Source organism: Wolbachia endosymbiont (group A) of Cydia splendana (genome assembly GCF_947179475.1).
In the GTDB taxonomy this organism is placed as follows: domain Bacteria; phylum Pseudomonadota; class Alphaproteobacteria; order Rickettsiales; family Anaplasmataceae; genus Wolbachia; species Wolbachia pipientis.
This window is the reverse complement of record NZ_CAMXBP010000001.1, coordinates 1011379-1032538: the sequence shown is the minus strand read 5'-3', so window position 1 is coordinate 1032538 and position 21160 is coordinate 1011379. Positions and strand designations below refer to the sequence as shown.

General features: G+C 34.1%; 18 protein-coding genes and 1 pseudogene. 14 read left to right on the top strand and 5 right to left on the bottom strand.

Features of this window, described 5'->3' with window-relative positions; genetic code table 11:
- The first annotated feature begins 82 nt into the window (after positions 1-82).
- Positions 83-292 carry a hypothetical protein gene (locus OM961_RS05210; protein ID WP_015589377.1) on the top strand — a complete coding sequence of 70 codons (210 nt, stop codon included), beginning with the start codon at positions 83-85 and terminating at the stop codon, positions 290-292.
- A 9-nt stretch (positions 293-301) separates the two neighbouring features.
- On the opposite strand, the pseudogene OM961_RS05205 reads toward OM961_RS05210, so the two are convergent.
- A pseudogene (locus OM961_RS05205) lies at positions 302-1435 on the bottom strand (transposase).
- Positions 1436-1731: 296 nt separating this feature from the next.
- Positions 1732-2124, bottom strand: coding sequence for a TraR/DksA family transcriptional regulator (locus OM961_RS05200; RefSeq protein ID WP_010963040.1), 393 nt, complete (start codon positions 2122-2124; stop codon positions 1732-1734).
- A gap of 106 nt (positions 2125-2230) precedes the next feature.
- On the opposite strand from OM961_RS05200, the gene OM961_RS05195 reads away from it, so the two are divergent.
- On the top strand, positions 2231-2878 hold the full coding sequence (locus OM961_RS05195) for a heme exporter protein CcmB (protein ID WP_038199376.1): 648 nt from the start codon (positions 2231-2233) through the stop codon (positions 2876-2878).
- 476 nt (positions 2879-3354) lie between these two features.
- On the opposite strand, the gene trmB is transcribed toward OM961_RS05195, so the two are convergent.
- Positions 3355-4020, bottom strand: a complete 666-nt coding sequence (gene trmB, locus OM961_RS05190; RefSeq protein ID WP_012673367.1) for a tRNA (guanosine(46)-N7)-methyltransferase TrmB — start codon at positions 4018-4020, stop codon at positions 3355-3357.
- A gap of 139 nt (positions 4021-4159) precedes the next feature.
- On the opposite strand from trmB, the gene OM961_RS05185 reads away from it, so the two are divergent.
- The 3 genes from OM961_RS05185 (at position 4160) to OM961_RS05175 (ending at position 6519) form a co-directional block, all read left to right on the top strand.
- A complete protein-coding gene (locus tag OM961_RS05185) occupies positions 4160-5812 on the top strand; it encodes a 30S ribosomal protein S1 (protein WP_264339536.1) in 1653 nt (550 codons plus the stop codon).
- 29 nt (positions 5813-5841) lie between these two features.
- Positions 5842-6120: an HU family DNA-binding protein gene (locus OM961_RS05180; RefSeq protein WP_010963035.1), complete on the top strand. Its 279-nt coding sequence runs from the start codon at positions 5842-5844 to the stop codon at positions 6118-6120.
- A gap of 72 nt (positions 6121-6192) precedes the next feature.
- Positions 6193-6519 carry a cell division protein ZapA gene (locus OM961_RS05175; protein WP_010082086.1) on the top strand — a complete coding sequence of 109 codons (327 nt, stop codon included), beginning with the start codon at positions 6193-6195 and terminating at the stop codon, positions 6517-6519.
- On the opposite strand, the gene OM961_RS05170 is transcribed toward OM961_RS05175, so the two are convergent.
- Positions 6494-6772, bottom strand: coding sequence for an FAD assembly factor SdhE (locus OM961_RS05170; protein ID WP_006279484.1), 279 nt, complete (start codon positions 6770-6772; stop codon positions 6494-6496). The two genes, OM961_RS05175 and OM961_RS05170, sit on opposite strands and share 26 nt — an antisense overlap.
- 99 nt (positions 6773-6871) lie before the next feature.
- Between OM961_RS05170 and rseP the strand changes: the two genes are divergently transcribed.
- The 7 genes from rseP (at position 6872) to ffh (ending at position 17433) form a co-directional block, all read left to right on the top strand.
- A complete protein-coding gene (gene rseP, locus OM961_RS05165; protein ID WP_264339535.1) occupies positions 6872-7990 on the top strand; it encodes an RIP metalloprotease RseP in 1119 nt (372 codons plus the stop codon).
- An 8-nt stretch (positions 7991-7998) separates the two neighbouring features.
- Complete coding sequence (gene bamA / locus OM961_RS05160; protein WP_264339534.1) at positions 7999-10335, top strand: outer membrane protein assembly factor BamA; 2337 nt, start codon at positions 7999-8001, stop codon at positions 10333-10335.
- On the top strand, positions 10336-10887 hold the full coding sequence (locus tag OM961_RS05155) for an OmpH family outer membrane protein (protein WP_077188197.1): 552 nt from the start codon (positions 10336-10338) through the stop codon (positions 10885-10887).
- A 4-nt stretch (positions 10888-10891) separates the two neighbouring features.
- On the top strand, positions 10892-11323 hold the full coding sequence (gene fabZ / locus OM961_RS05150; protein WP_264339533.1) for a 3-hydroxyacyl-ACP dehydratase FabZ: 432 nt from the start codon (positions 10892-10894) through the stop codon (positions 11321-11323).
- A gap of 45 nt (positions 11324-11368) precedes the next feature.
- Entirely contained in the window at positions 11369-14242 is a 2874-nt protein-coding gene (locus OM961_RS05145) for an FAD-dependent oxidoreductase (protein WP_264339532.1), read from the top strand.
- 303 nt (positions 14243-14545) lie between these two features.
- Entirely contained in the window at positions 14546-16105 is a 1560-nt protein-coding gene (locus OM961_RS05140) for a proton-conducting transporter transmembrane domain-containing protein (protein ID WP_155969468.1), read from the top strand.
- On the top strand, positions 16090-17433 hold the full coding sequence (ffh, locus tag OM961_RS05135; protein WP_151808007.1) for a signal recognition particle protein: 1344 nt from the start codon (positions 16090-16092) through the stop codon (positions 17431-17433). Before OM961_RS05140 ends, ffh begins: the two co-directional genes overlap by 16 nt.
- A gap of 127 nt (positions 17434-17560) precedes the next feature.
- On the opposite strand, the gene OM961_RS05130 is transcribed toward ffh, so the two are convergent.
- A complete protein-coding gene (locus OM961_RS05130) occupies positions 17561-17692 on the bottom strand; it encodes a hypothetical protein (RefSeq protein ID WP_255356224.1) in 132 nt (43 codons plus the stop codon).
- A gap of 416 nt (positions 17693-18108) precedes the next feature.
- Between OM961_RS05130 and OM961_RS05125 the strand changes: the two genes are divergently transcribed.
- The gene (locus tag OM961_RS05125; protein WP_264339584.1) at positions 18109-19575 is read left to right on the top strand and encodes an IS4 family transposase; all 1467 of its coding nucleotides are present in this window, start codon (positions 18109-18111) and stop codon (positions 19573-19575) included.
- Positions 19576-20389: 814 nt separating this feature from the next.
- On the top strand, positions 20390-21142 hold the full coding sequence (gene surE / locus OM961_RS05120) for a 5'/3'-nucleotidase SurE (protein ID WP_264339531.1): 753 nt from the start codon (positions 20390-20392) through the stop codon (positions 21140-21142).
- Positions 21143-21160: the final 18 nt, after the last annotated feature.

The following is a 21160-nucleotide window of genomic DNA, read 5'->3' as shown; positions in this document are numbered from 1 at the left end:
ATTTAACTATTGACTTCGTAGATTATATAAGCATACTACAGTTAGAATTTTTTTATTTCGTTATGTAAAATATGAGGTAGTTATGCTAGTGTCAGAGCAAATAGAGAGTGTAGATAGAGAAGAATTAAAGCAACAAAATCATATACATAAAGATACAGAGTGTTCGGAAGAGACGACAATATATGGGCATATTAATCAACATATGGAAAAAAACATCTCAAATACATTGCATGAAATATATGATGCTCTTATGTCATATAACGAATCGGAACAGTCAATGACGTCAACTTAAGAACTTTCATTAGCAAACTCTCCTAAAGACATGATGGCGTTTAGGCTTATCTACTTTATTGCGGCTGTCCCGGTCGGATTTTAACTTTAGCGCGTATACTTAAAAAGGGCTTGAAAGTTTTTTGGCGCAATAAGTACCTGATAGAGTTTCTGCCTCATTACACCAAATAAAACTGAAAAATTTAAACGATACTCAGTAATTTGATCTGGGTTCCAAGGCCCTTGTGCATCACATATATGAAGCGATAATATATTGCACATGACCAAGTTTGCCCAAAATTCTTGTAATACAGCCTCTCCAGAAAAATTCTCTAACTCTGCTCCTACTTTGAGTCGTTTATAGCACTCCTCTATGTGCCACCTTAACACATAAGCTTTGCTCCAAAGTCTCGGTCAAAAACTCTGTTTCTCAGTTGGCTAATGTCAGCACTATAACTCTTACTTTCTGTCCTTTCATTTTATTTTTTAGCTTTTCATTTTCTAATATAAAATCAAAATCTAATTCGCCAGCGTTCCCATAGCTTACTATAATTTCTTTTTTGCAAGCAAAAAATAAAATCTACTTCCAAATCATAATGCTGCTGAATGAATTTTACTGAAGACGATCATAGATAAATAATAATTTCTCTTGATTTAATAAACGCATTTGAGTGATAACTTCGGGTAATTGCTCTGCCGCCAACGTTTGTTCACCTATATTCCAAGCTGCAAGACGAGCACTGCAAATCAATGAAGTACACAAATCAACAAACAAATTGCCAATGGTGCCTGTTGTTCCATTTGGTTCAAACTCGGATACAATTTCCCCAGAGCTGGGTAATCTCATACCAGAACCATCTGCTGCAATAAGTCTATAGCCTCTCCAACTCAGGTTCATCCTGATAGGCTGTTTGGATGCTTAAATTCTTGAGCCTGTATGGCAAATCTTATACCTTGCTTTAGAAAAAGCTTGCTTTGAGGGTACATGTCAATGGCTCCATAAGTTCACATTCTATTCCCAAACTTTTTTTAACTAACTTTAAAATCATAGAAAATACTGTCGAAAAAGCTTGTTCGTGTAAAACTCAACACAATGGATTTTCTGAAAAGTTTTCGAGTATATTATATTTTTAATTTGTAGAATAAGGTTTTTTCCTTTTTGCATATTTCACCTAAAAAGGACACATTTTAGACTTCTTTGTTGAAATAAAACAGAAACAAAAGTGCTGTCCCTTGCACTCTTTGGATAATTTAATGATAAAAAATTTAGAGAGAAATTTTATACACAATCTCTGACATTTTTCCTTAAGTTGACGCCATTGCCTGAACGGATACAACTTAATTTTTAATCTGCAGGAGTCAAGTTGAGAATGTCCAATTTTCCACTTTCTTTATAGCATAACATACTTCAGCGCCTCTTGCTCCTCTTGAAGTCCAATGGGCTCACCACTTATGTGTAAATTAATCGTTAATGTTGTACACGTTCTTTTCTTTTTCTACTCTCTCTTGCTCTTCAATACAATATATAGCAAGCGGATTAGCTTTAAGTCTTTCGACTCCTATTTCTTCTCCTGTTCCATCGCAGTAACCATAAGTGCCTAATTTTATTTTTTCTAACGCCTCCTTAATTTTTTCTTTTCTATCTTTTCGACGCTTGATTAATTCCTCGTTTCCACTATCTTCATCAGAATAGTATGTATCAATACTATTATCTTCTAGTTCTTGTTTCTCTAACTCAGCGAGTATTGATTGTAACTTTAAGCTGAAGTATTCCAGTTGTTTTACGCTCATATATTCTTCATCTTCTGAAGGAGTGTAATCTTCTGGTGACTTTATTTTTGGTAACTTTTCCATAATTGCATTATCAAAAAAATAATAAAACCTATATAATTTATGAACAAAAAATTATACTACCTCAAAGTAAACACTATAATTTATAATAAACATTTAAAAGCCTAGTATGATCGACTCAGTAAAAAAATTAGTAATAGATGATAAGAACTTTACCTATATAGCATGTATTTTTATCATAATGTTAAGTTTATCTTCATTTACACTTAAAAACAACAATAAACAAGAAGTTATGTTAACATTAACATGGATATGTGCTACATTTGTTTTGCAGATTTCTACAAATAATTTGTTTACATCTGATTATCATGATGGAATATTAGAGCAAATCTTTGTACAGCCACTCTCTTCTAGGCTTATAGTTGCTTATAAAATTTTCGCTCACTGGTTATTATTTGGGTTACCGATTTCAGTAATTTCTTCCATATTCAGCTTTGCAATTCTAGGCAATAGTATTGAACACTCAATAGCAGTTGGAGTGTCTTTATTATTTAATACGCTGATAATCACTAATATTTCAGCTACTGGAAATGCATTGATGATTGGTCAAAACAACTTAGCATCAGGAGTATCGCAAATTCTTGTTTTGCCAATGATAATGCCAACCTTTGTGTATTTTAAAATGCTAACTCAATTTGAAAATTTATCCTTGAATATTTATACACTACTAATCACCATCTTAGTTTTTGTTATTTTGATTGTTAACAGCACCATAACTACTCACATGGCACTAAAATTTGCTGTGGAACAGGATTGAAAAATCTTACTGTTATTCAGTAGACTTCTTGCATAACCTAGAAAAAAGGCAAATAGTTATTATAGATTTAGGTTTATCGACAATTTGAAAAACCTTCATTCCAGCATCCTTCCCTGTCATCCAAGTAGCCCTTCGTTGTCATCCCAGTGTCAAAAACTGGGATAACAGCTAACCTGACAACCGTCATCCCGCTACTTGTTAGCGGCTAAGAGATACCGTGACGGTATGACGGTTCGCGGTGGCATGACGATAAGCCTCATCATCCCGCTACGTGTTAGCGCCGCGGCGGTATGACGATTCGCAGCGGCATGACGAGAAAGGGGCTACTTGGATGATACCTTTTTTCTACTTAGTTTGGGTTATGCAAGAAGTCTATTCCTTCATAAGGAGAAGTAGTTAAAGGAATTTACTCTATTTCTCCCTCTTTTTTTATTATTTTTAATCTATAGTTAACGTAAAAGAGATATGCAAAAACTCTATTGATCCATAGTCTGCAAATTATTAATAACACTTACTTTAAAGAACCTCACTTTACGCTGATCTTTGAGCGCTCTTCTGTGGTATTTTGTAAGAGTATAACTTGTGAAATCGTCTTCCCTATAGATTAAAGAGTTACACTGCTTTATATGTGATGCTATCCACTCTGCATAGTCCTGATGATCGGTTGCAATGAATATTTCCCCTGTTATAAGTATTTTTTTTGCTAATAAATTTAAAAATTCCGTATTAATTAATCGTCTTTTATTGTGACTTCTTTTTGGCCATGGATCTGGAAAGAGAATAAAGAATCTTTCAACACTGTTATCAGGAAAATTTGCAATCAATTCTCTTGCATCTTCTGTCCACATTAAAATATTTTTTATGTTCTGTATTTCTATGTTTGTTAGCAAGCGAGAAACCCCCTTTAAGTAGGGCTCACATCCTATAAATAATAGATCAGGTTCATTGAGCACCTGGTAAAGCATATTTTCACCGTTGCCAAAGCCTATTTCTACCCATATTCTTTTTTGTGAATTTACAATTTTCTCTATAGATTCCTTGCTGTTTTGAATAGAATATTTTTCCAATATTTCATCAACATCAGGTTTTAGCCTGGACCTTCTGGAGAACGATCTAATCCACTTGCTATTCTTAAATAGCATATTCTTGATACATATATAATTTTCTCACTATATTTTATATAGCTTAAACAATTCTCGAAATGAGTTAATGAAAAATTACTTGTCAATAATTGTTAATATTATATAATATATGAGTTCTAATAAAGTTTAAGTTAAAGGTATGAATAATAATAATCCAGTCGTAAATCTACCGGTTACTATCAGAAAGCTATCATCAAACAAATTTATAGAAGAGATATGTCAAGGCCAATTTGAGGATCAAGATAATACCTTGTTTGAAGATTCTTTTGTTAACAAAATTAAAGAAGGAGATGTGGTAGAAGGTGTAATTACAAGAATAAACCCTAACGACGTTGTGGTTGATATTGGTTTAAAATCTGACGGGAGAATTCTGATCAAGGAACTCGGTTGTAATGATGAGGTCATTATTGGCTCGAAAATCAGAGTTTATGTGGAAAGAATTGAAGATTATCATGGTAATGTTGTTCTTAGTCGTGAAAAAGCAATTAGGGACGAAAAATGGAATAAGTTGGAAGAAGATACAGTTACAAGGGCTGAAGTAAGCGGAGTTATTAAACGCTCAATTAAATGTGGCTTTATTGTTGATCTTGGTGACGGAATAAGCGCTTTTTTACCGCTGAGTCATGTGGATTTGAAGCAAGTAAAAGATGCGAAGCACCTTATTGAAACTGAACAAAAGTTCATCGTGCTTAAAATGGATAAGAAGCAGGGCAATATTGTAGTATCAAGAAAGCTGGTGTTAGAAAAATTGCACGCTGGTGAAAAAATTAAATTTTTAGAATCTTTAAATGAAGGCGATATAATAGAAGGGAAAACAAAAAGTATCACTCATTACGGTGTATTTGTCGGTATTCATGAATCAGATGTAGTGGGAGTTATAGATGGATTGTTACATATTACAGATATCTCTTGGAGTAGGGTAAGTCATCCGTCTGCAGTTTTTACTTGTGGTCAGACTATAAAAGTTAAAATTATAAAAATAGATAAGGAAAATGCTAAAATTTCCTTGGGTGTGAAGCAGCTAGAAGATAGCCCTTGGCAAGATGCAGAGTCAAAATATCCAGTTGATAGTGTGCATAAGGGTTATGTAACAAGCATAGAAGATTATGGATTATTTGTTGAGCTTAGACCTGGAATTGAAGGTTTAGTGCACTCGTCAGAAATAACTTGGGTTAAGAGTAATTTACCAGTTAGTAGTCTCGTAACAAGGGGACAAGAAGTATATGTAAAAATTCTCAGTATTGACATTGCTAAGAGTAGGATGAGTTTAAGCATGAAAAGGTGTGTAGACAACCCTTGGCAAGTATTTATCAATAAATATCCTCCTGGTTCTATTGTTTCTGGTGAAGTGAAGAATAATACCGGCTCATATGTATCTGTTGCTTTCGGTGATTCTGAAATAGATGAGAACGTAGAAGGGACAATATATGTGAAAGATTTTAGTTGGTCTAAAAATGGTTCAGATGAGATAAAGAAGTATAATGTAGGTGATAAAATAGAAGCAAAAGTAATAAGGGCTAACGTGAATCGGGCAAGAATTTATCTTGGAATAAAACAAATAGAGTATGATCCTCTTGAAGAACTGATAAAGAAAGTTAAGGTAGGTGATAAAATACAGGTTATTGTAGGTAAGAGAGAAGATAATGGACTAGTCGTTGAAGTTGAGAACGATGTAACCCTTCTAATAGATCAAGAGCATTTACCAGAGAATAAAAAATTCTCTATATCAGAAAAAATAGAAGTTGAAGTATTGGGTGTTGAAGAATATAACATAGCATTATCTGCTAAGTGATAAGGTTTACTTATTTTGGCTTCATATAAATGGCAACAAAGTCTGATATAATAGCGAGGGTAGCAAAAAGACATCCTTTTTTAGATAAGATTGTTATAGCAGCTATAGTTGATAGATTTTTTGGGATACTTTCAAGCACATTGAAACATCATAATAGAGTTGAAATTAGGGGGTTTGGTTCTTTTTCAGTTAGAAGTTATAACTTGAAAGAAACAAGCCATTTAATGTTACAGAAGTTTACAAAGAATCAATACTTTAAAACATATTTTCGTAGCAGTAAAAAATTATCTGATTTGATAAATGAATAAAAATTTATACCATAAATAAGATGAAAGTAGGGGTTTGAGTTTATACTGTACGATAGAAATTTTTAGCACCATATGCAAGTAGTAGAAATAGTTATACGTAATAACACATATAAAATATCTTGCGAAAGTGGGAAGGGGAATCATTTATTACGCCTTGCTAATAGTTTTGACAAGTTAGTTAGTTCTGTATCTCAAAAAACTGGAGGTAAGGGTTCGGATGCATTAAATTTCTTACTTGCAGCACTAATTCTTGAGGATAAAATTTTAGAATTAACAAAGCGATTAGATGAAGTAAATCAAGAGCGCGAAAAGTATAGAAACGAGAAAAGAATAGAATATACTGAGGTACTAGATAAGGTAAATAAGATTATCACTAATCTTGAGTGCATAAAGGATTAGCTTCAATAAAGCAAGCAATTAAATTGACTATCTGACTATTCAAGCCAGGAGGGAGGTTTGTCTTACGAGTTATGTAACAATATAATTCGTAATCATCAAGATCAACTATTTTTTCGTATTCGATTAGTTCGCTTAAGGAAAATTTATCAAGATATTTCAATGCGAAATGCCCTAAAAGTATATCGGTTTCTTTGCAACCCCTATGCCAGCTTCTATATATTAATTTTCTTCTGAGTAGTGAGGTATCTGTCATTACAATTAAACTTTTTTTAATTTAAAAGTTAAACTAAATACTTGTCAAGCGAGGTGCGTTTTAATATACTTAACATTTTGTTAAGATCTAAATATACAGGTGGAATTAATTTCTAATCTTATCCATCAATTTAGCGATGGAATATATTATTTTTTATCATTTTCTTTAATAATTTCTGTCATAGTATTCGTGCATGAATATGGGCATTATGTTGTTGCCAAAGCATGCAAAGTTAAAGTTGAATCTTTTTCCATAGGTTTTGGTCCTGAAATTTTTGGTTTTAACGATAAGTCTGGAACTAGATGGAAATTAAGCGTTGTTCCATTGGGTGGTTATGTTAAAATGCTAGGGGACAACAATGCAGCAAGTGTCCCAGCTGATCAACAAAATTTAACCGAAGAAGAAAAGTTGTATTCATTTCATACAAAACCGCGGCATAAAAAAGCAGCAGTAGTTTTTGCAGGGCCTTTTGCAAACATGGTATTTGCTGTTATAGCTTTTACAATATTTTTTAGCATAGCAGGTTATTATCGCACTCCACCGGTGATTAGAAATGTAATCGAAGGTAGTGCAGCTAAGCAAGCTGGTTTGTTGCCAGGTGACACTATTACACAAATCAATGAGCATAAAATAAAATACTTTGAAGATATTTCACGTGTGATAATGTCGAATCCTAAAACAAGAATGGAGATTGAGTATAGCAGAAATAATGAGAAGCACAGGACCAGTTTAACTCCATTAATAATCAAGGACAAAGACGTTTTTGGCAACACAATAGAAAGAGAAACTATAGGGATTATTTCAGTCAATACATTAAAGCAGTCGTCTTTTCTTGGGGCTGTGAGCTTATCAGTAAGTGAAACTTACCACACTATGTGCTTAACGATCAAAGCTCTCTTTCACATTATTGTTGGTAAAAGGAGTATCAATGAAATAGGTGGGCCAATAAAAATCGCAAAATATTCAGGACAATCAGCTAAAAAGGGATTTATTATGGTTCTATATTTTATGGCAATCATTTCAGCTAATTTAGCTGCAATTAACTTGCTGCCAATACCACTGCTAGATGGTGGGCATTTATTTCATTATATCATAGAAGCGGTTATACGTAGGGATTTAAGCTTGAAATGTCAAAAATATGCAGCTATTTTTGGTGCTTTAGTGTTGTTTTTGCTTATGGCAACTGGAATGTCAAATGATATTAGGGATCTTTTTTGAAATAAAATATGAAAAAGCTATTTTATATACTGGTAGTGGTTTTTATTTCTTTTCCTGCCCTGCTTGTTGCTTTAGGAACTGCGGAAAAAGTGCAGGTGAAAGATGTCAAATGTATTGGTAATGAGAGGGTAAGCAACCAGACAATAGGGTTCTATATAAAACTAAAATCTGGTGATTATATAAACGACGATGATATAGACTCAATTATAAAAGATCTATATAAAACAAAGTTATTTGCTAGTGTTAATGCTTACATAGATGATAAAAAAAATTTAGTAATAAAAATTCAAGAAAATCCACTGATTAACAAGGTAGTGTTAAAAGGCAATAAGTTATTTAACAGCAAAGAGCTGCTAAGTAATGTGATTCAATCAAAGTCGCTAACTATTTTAACTGAAACAAAATTGCAAAACGATTTAGTGAATTTAGTCACTACTTATAGAAATAACGGTAAGATTGGTGTTAAAATTGAATATGACCTGAATAAGCTTGATGGCAATAGGGTCAATCTAATTTTTAAAATAAAAGAAGGCAAAACCTCTAAAATTAAGGATATAAGATTTATAGGCAATAAAAACTTTTCTGAAAATGAGCTAGAGCAAGTTATCAAAAGACATAGTAATGACATATTTAGTAAGTTATTTAGAGCTATTTTTAAAGGCGGAAATCATCATTCACCGCAATATCTATTGATTAACACAGAATTGCTCGATTATTTTTATTCATCTAAAGGATATATTCAAAATAATATTCAACCAATTGTTGAGGTTGATAATAACAATCAAACAGAGTTAACTTTTTTGATTGACGAAGGACAGCAGTATTTATTTGGAAATAATGAGGTTAATATTGAAACTGAAATTCAGGATTTGAGCCTAAAAGAAGAAATATTGGATTTTATAACAGAGGAAAACGATAAGATATTTAATAGAGTTAAAATTAATAATACAGTAGAAAAAATAAACAAATATTTAAATGAGAAAGGATATATATTTGCAAAAGTTAATCCAGAGTATGCACAACGTGACAATGTTGTAGATGTAACCTACAGAGTGCTGCCGGGTAAAAAGATTTATATAAATCAAATTACAATTGATGGTAACGATCGCACTTTAGATAAAGTGATCAGAAGTAAGCTAAGTGTAGCAGAAGGTGATGCGTACAATATATCTGAGATTCAAAAGTCACGTAAAAAACTAATGAGTAGTGATTTTTTTGAAACAGTGAAAGTAAATAGTTATGCAGTTAATGATAATGCAGTAAATCTTGACTTAAGTGTTAAAGAAAAAAACACTACTTCGTTGTATTTGGGAGGAGGTGTGTCTCTTCCTGGTGGAGCATTGATTAAAATTGACCTCAAAGACCGTAATTTATTTGGTACTGGAAAAGAGCTCTCTTTTGCTCTTGAAAAAAGTCAATACGTATTTTCTACTGATTTAGAGTTTGTTGAAAATAATTTTAACGATTCTGATACGTCACTAGGCATGGGTGTATTTTATGAAAAACAAGATAAACCAAACACTACTTTTGATAGTTGCGATATGGGATTTTTTACAAAGTTATCATATAAAGTCACAGAGAACTTAACTAATTCCCTTCGCTATTCTTATAAGTATAATCATATACACATGGATAATAAGGGTGGACAAGACACCGATATCTCTGAAATAATACTGGACCGAAAAGGTAAACATCAGATTTCATCAGTGGGATACACGTTGGCATATAATAAACTGGATAATCTATATGCTTCAAAAGAAGGGTATTTACTGCGCTTAAGTCAGGATATTTCAGGATTGGGAGGAAACGTGAATTTCCTAAAATCTGAATTCTTATCTTTTTATACGCACCCTATATTAAGCAAAATTGACGATGATATAACGCTACGCTTTAAGATGGCGGCAGGTCATATTTTTTCTTATACTGATGAAAATCTAAACATTGGCCAGCACTTTTTTAAAGGGGGTAATGAGATTAGAGGGTTTGACCTTTCCGGTATTGGACCAAGAGCAGAAGACAAAAATAAAAGCTCATTAGGAGGCAAAACTTATTTTAATCTAACACAGCAAGTGGATTTTCCTCTACCAAAACTATATGACTATGCTGGTATCAAAGGCTCACTATTTGTTGACTATGCAACACTTTTTGGCTTAGATGATAAAAATAAGAAGTATGAAGGGAAATACTACGATAGCAAGCTTGTGAGAGTGTCACCAGGTTTTGGCTTTTCAATGCTTTCTCCTTTTGGTAGACTTAGATTGGATTTCGGGTTTCCTTTAGTAAAGGAATCTTATGATATAATACCATCACCAAATGTTAAATTTTCTATTGAAGCGGGGATTTGAATGAAATATATACAGTTATTTATATCAGTTATTGCCTTAATTATTTCCTTATTTGTGGGGTATAAGTTTGTAGGATATCAACCTCAGAACACAAAAGCTGCAATTATCGATAGTGACAAAGTCATCAATGAATCTCTTGCTCTGCAAAATATACAACAACAAATAAAGGAGCAGAATTCTAGATTACAACAAGAATTTGAAAGTGAGTTAGAAAAACTTAAGCCATCAAAAGAAGAATTTGAACTTTTGTCAGAAGAAGCAAAAAAAGAAAAGACAGAACAGTTTAATAAGCACACTGTAAATACTAGAGATAATTACGCTAAAAAAATGTTACATTTAGAAGAAAGCTATAGAGACGCAGTAGAGAGTGTTTTTAACAAGATAAAAGAAGTCGCTAAAAAAACGGCAGAAAAAAACAACATAGATTTGGTACTATTTATTTCAAAAAAGAACCAAGTTTTATACTCCATGGATGAAGTTGATTTATCAGATGTGGTATTAAACAATATAAACAAGAAAATACCTGAATTTGCTTTGAAAGGCATTGAGTAGGCTTATGCAATTTAATATCAGTGATATTATAAAAATATTACCACATTCTTATCCGTTTCTCTTAGTAGATAGAGTTATAGAGTGTGATCCTGGTAAAAGTATAAAAGCAATCAAAAATGTGACTTTCAATGAGCCATTTTTTATTGGCCACTTCCCTGGTCATCCAATAATGCCAGGAGTCTTGATAATTGAATCTCTAGCTCAGGCATCTGCTATATGTGTTCTAGGTAAAGAAACAATAGAAAATAAAGTTGTTTACTTGAGATCCATTGAAAATGCAAAATTCAGAAAGCTAGTTACTCCAGGGGACACATTGATTCTTCAAGCTAACATTCAAAGTGTGTGTTTAGGTGTACACAAATTTAGGTGTATTGCATCTGTTAGCGAAGAAAAAGTTGCAGAAGCAACAATCTCAGCAGTATTGCAAAGTAAATAAAATCTTCATCTGTAAGAAACAGCATGTACACTGTATAGTATAGCAATGAAGCTGAATTTCAACATCTCATTTTCTAATCTATATACTCGCAATGGATTAATAAAATTAGATGAGACATTTTTGAATTATATCAAATCATGTGATGAGAGCTTGTTTTGTTCATTAATTGAAGCAAGAGAAAAAGCAGCTTCTTCTTCGATGTCATCCCAGTGTCACCTCCCATCATCCCAGTGTCACCCCCCGTCATCCCAGTGCTTGACACTGGGATCTAGAAAACAAGAAGGACGGTCAGCTACTTGGATGACAGATAGTCAGTTAATAGTAGACCTCTCATATTTACTTGATGAATTTATTGCAAAACTTTTCAATGTTGAAAAAGAAATAGAGGAGCTAAAGAAAAAGCACAACGACTTTGCTGTAATATATAAGTGCAAAAGATTATTTGTCCAACGCTATGCATTGAAGAAATACACTAATGTGGCGAATATAGATATTACTAACAAACTAAGTCATTTTCTCACTTTGCCAACAACAGAAAAAAATTTTGCTGAGCAGGTGATGCATTGGTTTGAAGATAAAGAAAATCACAAAGAAGAAATAGAACTTGCAGCACAATATGCAGTGTGGAGAGTAAAAAATAAACAGAGTATATTATTCAGTATTCATAAAAAAATCGACCACGAAAACCTCATACCATTTTCTAAAAAAGAAGTGGACAAAGTTGAAGTGCTGTATTCAAATGAAGTAAAAAGACGATACGGTTTTGATCTAACAAGCAAAAAGGTGAGTTTGAATAAAGCACTAGATAATGCTCACTACTGCATATTTTGTCATAAGCAAAGTAAGGACAGCTGCTCAAAGGGGCTAATTAATAACGACAATACTTTCAAAAAGTCTCCACTTAGAGTTGAACTGCACGGCTGCCCACTAGAGCAGAAAATATCAGAAATGAATCTGGTGAAAAGCGAAGGGTACAGCATAGCAAGTCTTGCAATTGTGATGATAGATAACCCATTATGCGCGGCTACTGGACACAGAATATGCAATGACTGCATGAATTCGTGCATATATCAAAAACAAGAACCCGTAAATGTGCCAGCAATTGAAACAAGGATTCTGGATGATGTGCTCAGTTTACCGTACGGATTTGAAATATATTCTCTGCTCAGCCGTTGGAATCCTTTAAATTTTCAGCGTTCATTGCCAAGAGGAAACACTGGAAAAAACGTTCTAGTTGTAGGCCTTGGTCCTGCTGGTTTTAATTTAGCTCATCATTTGTTGAATGATGGGCATAACGTTATCACCATTGATGGACTAAAGATTGAACCTTTGATCGATAATTTCCAGCTAATTAAAGATTTCAAACACGAAAAATTGAGTGAACGCACGGCAGGAGGGTTTGGTGGGGTGGCAGAATATGGTATTACTTCTCGGTGGGATAAGAATTACTTAAAGATTATTAGATTACTGCTGGAAAGACGTGAGCATTTTGCACTTTATGGAGGCATTCGTTTTGGTGGCACGATTAATGTTGATGACGCGTTCAACTCGGGTTTTGATCACATCGCCCTAGCACTTGGCTCTGGCAAGCCACGAATGATCAAAATAAAGAATATACTAGCTCGTGGAGTACGTATGGCATCTGACTTTCTTATGTCGTTACAACTGACTGGTGCTCTTAAATTTGATTCTATAGCAAATCTGCAAGTTCGTATGCCGATAGTTGTCATAGGTGCGGGGCTTACTGCGATTGACACTGCCACTGAAGCTTTAGCGTATTATCCAATTCAAGTAGAAAAATTTCTTCTTCGTTATGAGATATTAGTTGATAAGTATGGAAAGGACTGTGTTGAAAAAGATTGGACAGAAGAAGAACACAAAATTGCAAATGAGCTCATATCGCACGCAAAGTTGATCCAAGCAGAGCAAGAGTTAGCAAAAAAAGAGAATAGAGAAATAAAAATATTAGAGTTGATGCAGAGCCTCGGGGGAGTGAAAGTTATATATAGAAAAGAGCTAAAAGATTCACCGAGTTATCGATTAAATAGCGAAGAGGTGCAAAATGCACTGTCAGAAGGAATTTACTTTATTGAAAACTTAGAGCCAGTTGAAGTTGTGACGGATAAATATAACCATGCTGAATCAATAAAACTGATAGACACAAAATCCGGCGAAATCAAACGTATAAAAGCACGTTCTATTTTTATAGCAGCAGGTACTGAGCCAAATACGGTTATTGCAACAGAAGATGAAAAGCATTTTAAATTAAGTAATGGGTATTTTACTCAATTGAATTCATTGGGAAAAGAAATAGACCCAATATTTTCTCCTAAAATGCAAAATAAAGACAGAATATTAGTATACAAGCAAGGCAATAAAACAATTAGCTTTTTTGGTGACCTTCATCCTTCGTATAGCGGCAGCGTCGTGAAAGCTATGGCAAGTGCTAAGAACGGCTACCCTATTATTTCTCAGCTTTTGAGTGGAGTTAATAGCTTCGTTTCTGTCATTCCAGTGTGTGATGTTGTGGGCCAGAAAAAAAATGCGTGGTCAAGTGTTGAAGACTTGGCTAATAAAGAATTATTTAATAGAATCAAAGAGCAATTCACTGCAAAAGTCATAAAAGTTCAATATTTAACAGATAAAGTGATAGAAATAGTGATTAAAGCACCTCTTGCGGCAAAGAATTTTAAACCTGGACAATTTTTTAGGTTGCAAAATTTTGAAACCAATAGCAGAAAAACTAACCTTGCTATGGAAGGTATAGCTGTGACTGGCACTGAAGTAGACAAAAAAAAAGGAATTATTTCCACTATTGTGCTGGAAATCGGCGGCTCCACTAATTTATGCAGACACTTAAGAGAAGGCGAGCAAATAATTCTTATGGGCCCAACTGGCAGACCTACTGAGGTTTACTAAGTCTCAATATTAAAGTGATGCCAAATTTTATTTCAAAAAGTAAATAATTTACTAACGCTCGTGCACAAATTAAAAATAAATTATGCACGAGTGTAGCGTTATGAATTAGGAGTGCTATATTAAAGCTTACCTCACTATTAAAGCTATCGGTCAGATTAGATTAAAAACCTAATCTGACCGGTTTCTCTATAACCCTCTAAACTCTGATATAATTATATGATAATTAGTTTAATTAGTGGTTAATATGCAAATTGATTTTATTCATATATTGAGATAGCATAAACCATATTGGTTTTAATTATTGTGCAACTTTATAAATCGTCACTGTTACTTCTACTGACTGTATTAATAGTTATAGTCCTAAAATTACCTGAAAATTTGAGCATTGCAGTAAATTGGTCTCTCCCAATTCTAGATTTTGATTTATCTTTTCGTACCATACTAATATCTTTTTTATCAGTTGCATTTTTAGCTGTTCTACCAGCACAAAATTTGACTTTTTCAGAGATGCTATCTTTTGCTGCTTACACTATTAGTTCACTTTATGCAGTTTTATCTGAACATATGATATTGGTTATAATATTCTGTGAATTAATGACCATCAGTGCATTTTTTATTATCGCAGCTAGCTGTAGAGATAGTGGACCTGCAATAAGGTACGCTTGTGTACACTTTTTCGTTGGAGTTATATTAATAGCAGGATTGGCACTTCAAAGCACTAACCTGATAATTTTGGGTTTATTGATAAACTGCGCTTGTTTTCCTTTTTCATTTTGGGTTGTTGATGCATATCCTGCTGCATCGCTACATGGCACCACATATCTCTCTTTATTTACCACTAAAGTCTCTTTTTTAGTGATGCTTTTACACACTTATAACCTATGGCAAGATTGTACTGAAATATTAGCGCTTGTAGGCGCCATCACTGCAATTTACAGCATTATATTTGCTTCTCTTGAGCAAAATATTCGCAGATTTTTATGCTATAACGTTGTAGGACAAATGGGCTTGCTGATTATTGCAGGAAGTTTGCTCAGTCCTTCGGAAAAAGCAATACCAATTTTGATACTGCATATAATCTTCTCTCTTGTTTATCAATCATTATTGTTTGTGGTCAGTAATTCGATTATTTCACAAACAAAAACAATTAGTTTTAATGGAGTGGGTAAACTGATGTCAGTGGAAGGCATGTGTGCTATAATCGCAATACTTACAATGGCTGCATTTCCTGGAACCGTTGGATTTATCAGTAAATCATATATCACAGCTGAAATTGAAATGAACACTGTTGCCTTAAAAGGGTATAAAAATTTATATAAGCTTCTAAATTTGCTGCTTCATTTAAGCGTGGGGCTAAAGTTTCTTTATTACTTATTTATTGCAAAAAGTAAGTCAAAACCTTTAGCAGAGAGAGGAGGCAAAATGACTATGATTATTTTAGCATTTATATGCGTAATCGCTGGCAATCCTTACTTACCTATTTACAATAAACCTTCGATTTTCGATTTTGTGTACAACACAAAAAATATTTTGTCGCAATTTAATTTGTTACTATGTACCACTTTATTGTTTATTCCTTTACGCAAGTTATTTTACCCGAGAGTAAATTTTAAAATGGATGTTGATTGGATTTTTAGAACTTTCATATCCTATATTGTCTTGTTGTTCAATCAGTTAGTCTCTAAAACTAGAGAAATGTTTGCCAGCGTAGTGCAAAACTTGACTAATCCACTTACTGGTTTATACTTTAATAATATTACTAAACTTAAAGAAGTGCTGGGTTATAACTCAGTGAGTTTTGTTTCAGCTTCTTCTCTCTTTTTAATGAGTATTCTACTAATGCTATTATGTTTAAATCGTTAACTGAAAGTTTAAATTCTGTATTTAGTAAACTGAGAGGAAAGTCAATCATTTCTGAAGATGATTTTAATCTTGCCATGCGTGAAATACGCATAGCCTTAATTGAAGCTGACGTTTCACTTGAAGTTGCAAAAAAATTCATCAACGACATTAAAGATAAAGTGATTGGGGAAAAAGTCATAAAAAGTGTTTCTCCAGCACAAATGATAATTAAAATTGTACAGGATAATTTAGTTGCAGTTCTCGGATCAGAGAAAAGTGACTTAAATCTAGCAGTTAAACCCCCTGCTGTGATTATGATGGTGGGCTTACAAGGTGCAGGTAAAACAACTACCTCAGGAAAGCTTGCTTTAAAACTAAAAAAGCAAAAGAAAAAAGTGATGCTTGCCTCTTTAGACATTTATAGGCCTGCTGCCCAGAAACAACTTGAAGTGCTAGGTAAACAAATAGATGTGCAAACTTTACCTGTAGTAATAGATGAGAAGCCCATTACAATTACAAAAAGGGCACTGGCAGCAGCAAAGAACGATAATTATGATGTATTAATACTAGACACTGCAGGCAGGCTTCATATTGACAATAATATGATGAATGAGTTGAAAGCCGTAAAGGAAATAGCTTCACCTGCAGAAGTTATTTTAGTAGCCGACGCAATGATAGGCCAGGATGCGGTCAACATTGCCAAATCATTCAATGAGGTAATAGGTGTAACCGGCATTATTCTTACCCGTGTTGATGGTGATGCACGTGGTGGTGCTGCTCTTTCTATGAAAATGATCGCCGATTGTCCAATTAAATTTATTGCTTGTGGTGAAAAATTAAGTGACCTCGATGATTTTTATCCAGATAGAATTGCAAAAAGAATACTTAGCATGGGTGATGTTGTCTCATTGGTTGAAAAAGCTGCTGAGATTGTTGGTCAGGAAGAAATTGATAAGTTACAAAAGAAAGTGAAAAAAGGTAAATTCGACCTAAACGACCTAGTGGGAATGTTAAAAACTCTGAGTAAAATGGATGGCATTAGCAACATAATGAAATTCATTCCTAGTTCATTTACAAAAAAGCTAAGTAGCAGTGTGCCGGATGACAATAAAGTGAAAAAATATATAGCCATCATAAACTCAATGACTGAAAAAGAAAGGCAAAATCCAGATATTTTAAATGGCAAAAGAAGACTTAGAATTTCTAAGGGGTCCGGAACAACTGTAACTGACATTAATCTTCTAATTAAGCAGTATAATCAAATGAGCTCTATGGTAAATAAGTTCAGTAAAGTTGACCATAGTAAACTCAAAGAATCTGATTTGATGGATATGCTAAGCAGAAAGTAAGTCAGCAGGTAGTGGAATGAGACAAATCATCAGTAAACCTTTAGCTATATCAAAAGCGGCTTAGGTCTCGCAAAAAAATTTACAGCTTCTTGCTAGCCAAGAAATTTATTATTAATTTTAAGAAATACTATAGCTGACCCAAGCAACATGTCATACCGCGATTCATTTCATAACTGTACGAACATTGTAGTGTGGGCCACCAGTGGGGTGTCATCCGAGTAGCTTGACTACTTGGATCCAGAAAAAAGAATGGTGTCATGAAAGTAGCCTCCTTCTCCTGTCATCCCAGCGCCCAGAGGTGTCATCCTTTTTTTTGGATTCCAGACTGGAATGACAGCAGTCCTACGTCATGCCACCGCGAACCGTCATACCGCGATTCATTCGCGGTATCTCAAAGCATAGATCCCGCTAACACGTAGCGGGATGACGAGGTCATGCCACCGCGCGAACCGTCATACCGTCACGGTATCTCTAGATCCCGCTAACACGTAGCGGGATGACGAATTACTTAACCATCATCTACACCGTCATACCGCGATTCATTCGCGGTATCTCAAAGCATAGATCCCGCTAACACCTTACTATTACCCATAAGTATATAAATAGTAAAAAAGCTGATATTTTACTAATTCAACTTTCTATTATAAATGGATCTATGGTCTAAAAATGGAATATATGATGAAAAGAACTATAAATACTTCAACTGGCGAATGGGCAGAAAGTGAATTTGGAATTGTTAATTTTGGTGATATAAGATTAAGTAAAAGGCTTCTAAAAATAGTTAATAGTTTTGCTGAATCGCCTGAGCGTTCAATAAATCAAGCTTGTGAAGATTGGCATCAAAGTAAAGCAGCTTATAGATTTTTCCAAAACGATGCCATTTCTGAGAGAAAGATATTAGAAAGTCATATAATTAAAACTGTTGAAAGAGCTAAAGAATACTCAACTATCTTAGCTATCCAAGACACGAGTTATATCTCATATAAAAATCATAAAAAGACCGAAGGATTAGGGATTATAGCAGCAAGATTAACATCTAAAACAACTAATTTTAAAACACATGGATTAGTGATGCATACAACGTTTGCAGTTACAACAGAAGGACTGCCTATAGGATTATTGGATCAAAAAATTAGTACTAGACCCTCCTTAGCTGAAGACCTAAAAGAGTTGAAAAGAAGAAGCCATAATACTGCTGTTCCCATAGAAGAGAAAGAAAGCATACGGTGGATAGAATCACTTAAATATTCTACTAATCATCCTGGATTAAAGGATATCAAGGTAGTTACCGTCTGTGACAGAGAAGCAGATATGTATGATTTATTTGAAGTTGCTTCCACTAATCAATCTCTTTTTGTAGTAAGAGGAAATCAAAACAGAACAATAAATAAGAAGTCGACTTATTCTGAAAAAGGTGGTGAAAGGTTGTGGGATCTGATGAATCGCATGTCTTGTCAAGGAGAAATACAAGTGAATATTCCTGCTCGCAATGATAAACCTCAAAGAACAACAGTTTTAGAAGTAAAGTTTAGCAACTTTGTGATGAATGCATCAAAAAATAACGCTAGACGTAAAACCCAAAAACTTCCTAATTTAAGTTTAAATGCTGTCTATGCTATAGAAAAATACCCCCCATTTGGCGAAGAGCCTGTGAACTGGATTTTGTTGACAAATATAAATATTAATAATTTTGAAGAAGCAGTAGAAAAAATACAATGGTATTGCTTAAGATGGAGAATAGAGGTTTTTCATAAAATTTTGAAATCTGGTCTTAAAGTTGAAGAATGTAGGCTCCAAGCAGCAGATAGATTAATCCGCTTTCTTACAATAATGAGTATAATTGCATGGAGAATATTTTTTATCACACTAGTAGCTAGAACAAATCCAAATCTTTCTTGCACTTTCATACTGACTGACGACGAATGGAAGGTTTTATATACCAAAATGCTTAAGACAAAAAACTATCCTGAGACACCACCACCTATAAGAGAAATTGTGAGGTGGGTGGCCAAGTTAGGAGGGTTTTTAGCTCGCAAAAATGACTTAGAACCAGGCCCTATAGCTTTGTGGAAGGGATGGAAACGTCTCTTTGATTTAGCAGAAGGATGGAAACTTGCTCATGAATTTTATACTTGTGGGTAATAGTAAGCGCTAACACGTAGCGGGATGACGAGGTCATGCCACCGCGCGAACCGTCATACCGTCACGGTATCTCTAGATCCCGCTAACACGTAGGGGAATGACGAGGTCATGCCGCCGCAAACCGTCATACCGCCGCGGTATCTCTTAGCCGCTAACACGTAGCGGGATGACGGTTGTTGTTTAGCTATAAATATTAAGAAATTTACCAAATGAAAAAAAAGGCAAAAGAAACCCTGGGGTTATTATCCGCTTTAAAATATTGGCGTTTTTTATGTTTTAAACGCTTGACAAGCAAGATTAAGCTGCTTTTAATTGCAACTAACTTACGCTGCAAATGTTTAAGAAATTTACTAAGCAGAAAAAAAGACAAAGAATCCCCGAGTTAGCTAGTCTTTTACTATCTCTGTCGAGTATTGGCATTTTTTGATGTCTTGTAACGCTTTATAAGCGCGTTCAGCTTATTTAGATAAAAATCTAGATGTAGATGAAGTTTTGTAAAGACATACAGTATCTATATACTGCAAAAAATTGAACATAAGACGCCGATACATTAAGTAATCCTTACCTTTTAATCTGCAGATTGGCGAAAGCAAATACAATAGCTTCAGTTTCATGATAAGGGCGCTGGCGGAATTTGTCAAGTAAGTTTTTTCGTTTCTATTGTAATGACAGTTATGGCCTGTGCAAGAAATCTATTGATTTACAGCAGGTTCTTTGTTACAGTTCGTAGTTATGCAAAGAAACTTAAAGCCTCATGAGTTTATTTACAGCCAGTGGTTTACATAATTTGGAGCTGTATAGCTGAACATTGTATATGATAATATTAATAACAAACGATGATGGTTTTGGAAGTGAAGGAATAAAATTACTCAAAGAGGTTGCACGGAATTTTGCGTCAGAAATATGGATAGTGGCACCAGATACTGATAGAAGCGGAGCTGCAAGATCTCTTGATTATCCAGTGAAACAATCTATTGGAATAAAACAACATAGTGAAAGGGAATTTAGTGTGTCTGGTACTCCTGCAGATTGTGTCATTATTGCGCTAAATAAAGTTATGAATAAAAAACCAGACTTAATATTGTCCGGAGTAAATATTGGATCAAATGTCGGGGACGATATTTGTTATTCAGGAACAATTGGTGCTGTAATGGAAGGTGCTGCAAGGTCTATACCTTCTATTGCGCTAAGCCAAGTTTATCATGATAAAATAGACTGGCACAATACAAAGGTTTTTGCACCAAAGGTTATTGCCAAGCTAGTTAAGGTTGGTTGGCCTAAAAACATAGTGATGAGTGTAAATTTTCCTGCTACGGAAAAAGTAAAAGGAGTAGAATTTGCTGAACAAGGTGAATATAACATTGATGGGGATTTAACTTTTACTGAAAATTCGAATGGCTCTTTTAGCTTAAATTGGTCTCGAGAGCACTCAGGCAGTGGTAGTATAAATAAAATAAAAGAAGGATTTATTACTATTACACCGGTAAAATTAGATTTTACAGATTATGATACATTGAATACTATGAGAAATTCTTGTGCAGACGAATTTTCTTCTATAGCTGACTGAGAAAAACATTTGCATTGC

Excerpts from the sequence above, each read along its gene's own strand:
- OM961_RS05210 (WP_015589377.1), top strand. The coding sequence starts at position 83 with ATGCTAGTGTCAGAGCAAATAGAGAGTGTAGATAGAGAAGAATTAAAG.
- OM961_RS05200 (WP_010963040.1), bottom strand. The coding sequence starts at position 2,124 with ATGGAAAAGTTACCAAAAATAAAGTCACCAGAAGATTACACTCCTTCA.
- OM961_RS05195 (WP_038199376.1), top strand. The coding sequence starts at position 2,231 with ATGATCGACTCAGTAAAAAAATTAGTAATAGATGATAAGAACTTTACC.
- trmB (WP_012673367.1), bottom strand. The coding sequence starts at position 4,020 with ATGCTATTTAAGAATAGCAAGTGGATTAGATCGTTCTCCAGAAGGTCC.
- OM961_RS05185 (WP_264339536.1), top strand. The coding sequence starts at position 4,160 with ATGAATAATAATAATCCAGTCGTAAATCTACCGGTTACTATCAGAAAG.
- OM961_RS05180 (WP_010963035.1), top strand. The coding sequence starts at position 5,842 with ATGGCAACAAAGTCTGATATAATAGCGAGGGTAGCAAAAAGACATCCT.
- OM961_RS05175 (WP_010082086.1), top strand. The coding sequence starts at position 6,193 with ATGCAAGTAGTAGAAATAGTTATACGTAATAACACATATAAAATATCT.
- OM961_RS05170 (WP_006279484.1), bottom strand. The coding sequence starts at position 6,772 with ATGACAGATACCTCACTACTCAGAAGAAAATTAATATATAGAAGCTGG.
- bamA (WP_264339534.1), top strand. The coding sequence starts at position 7,999 with ATGAAAAAGCTATTTTATATACTGGTAGTGGTTTTTATTTCTTTTCCT.
- OM961_RS05155 (WP_077188197.1), top strand. The coding sequence starts at position 10,336 with ATGAAATATATACAGTTATTTATATCAGTTATTGCCTTAATTATTTCC.
- fabZ (WP_264339533.1), top strand. The coding sequence starts at position 10,892 with ATGCAATTTAATATCAGTGATATTATAAAAATATTACCACATTCTTAT.
- OM961_RS05145 (WP_264339532.1), top strand. The coding sequence starts at position 11,369 with ATGAAGCTGAATTTCAACATCTCATTTTCTAATCTATATACTCGCAAT.
- ffh (WP_151808007.1), top strand. The coding sequence starts at position 16,090 with ATGTTTAAATCGTTAACTGAAAGTTTAAATTCTGTATTTAGTAAACTG.
- OM961_RS05130 (WP_255356224.1), bottom strand. The coding sequence starts at position 17,692 with ATGACACCATTCTTTTTTCTGGATCCAAGTAGTCAAGCTACTCGGATG.
- OM961_RS05125 (WP_264339584.1), top strand. The coding sequence starts at position 18,109 with ATGATGAAAAGAACTATAAATACTTCAACTGGCGAATGGGCAGAAAGT.
- surE (WP_264339531.1), top strand. The coding sequence starts at position 20,390 with ATGATAATATTAATAACAAACGATGATGGTTTTGGAAGTGAAGGAATA.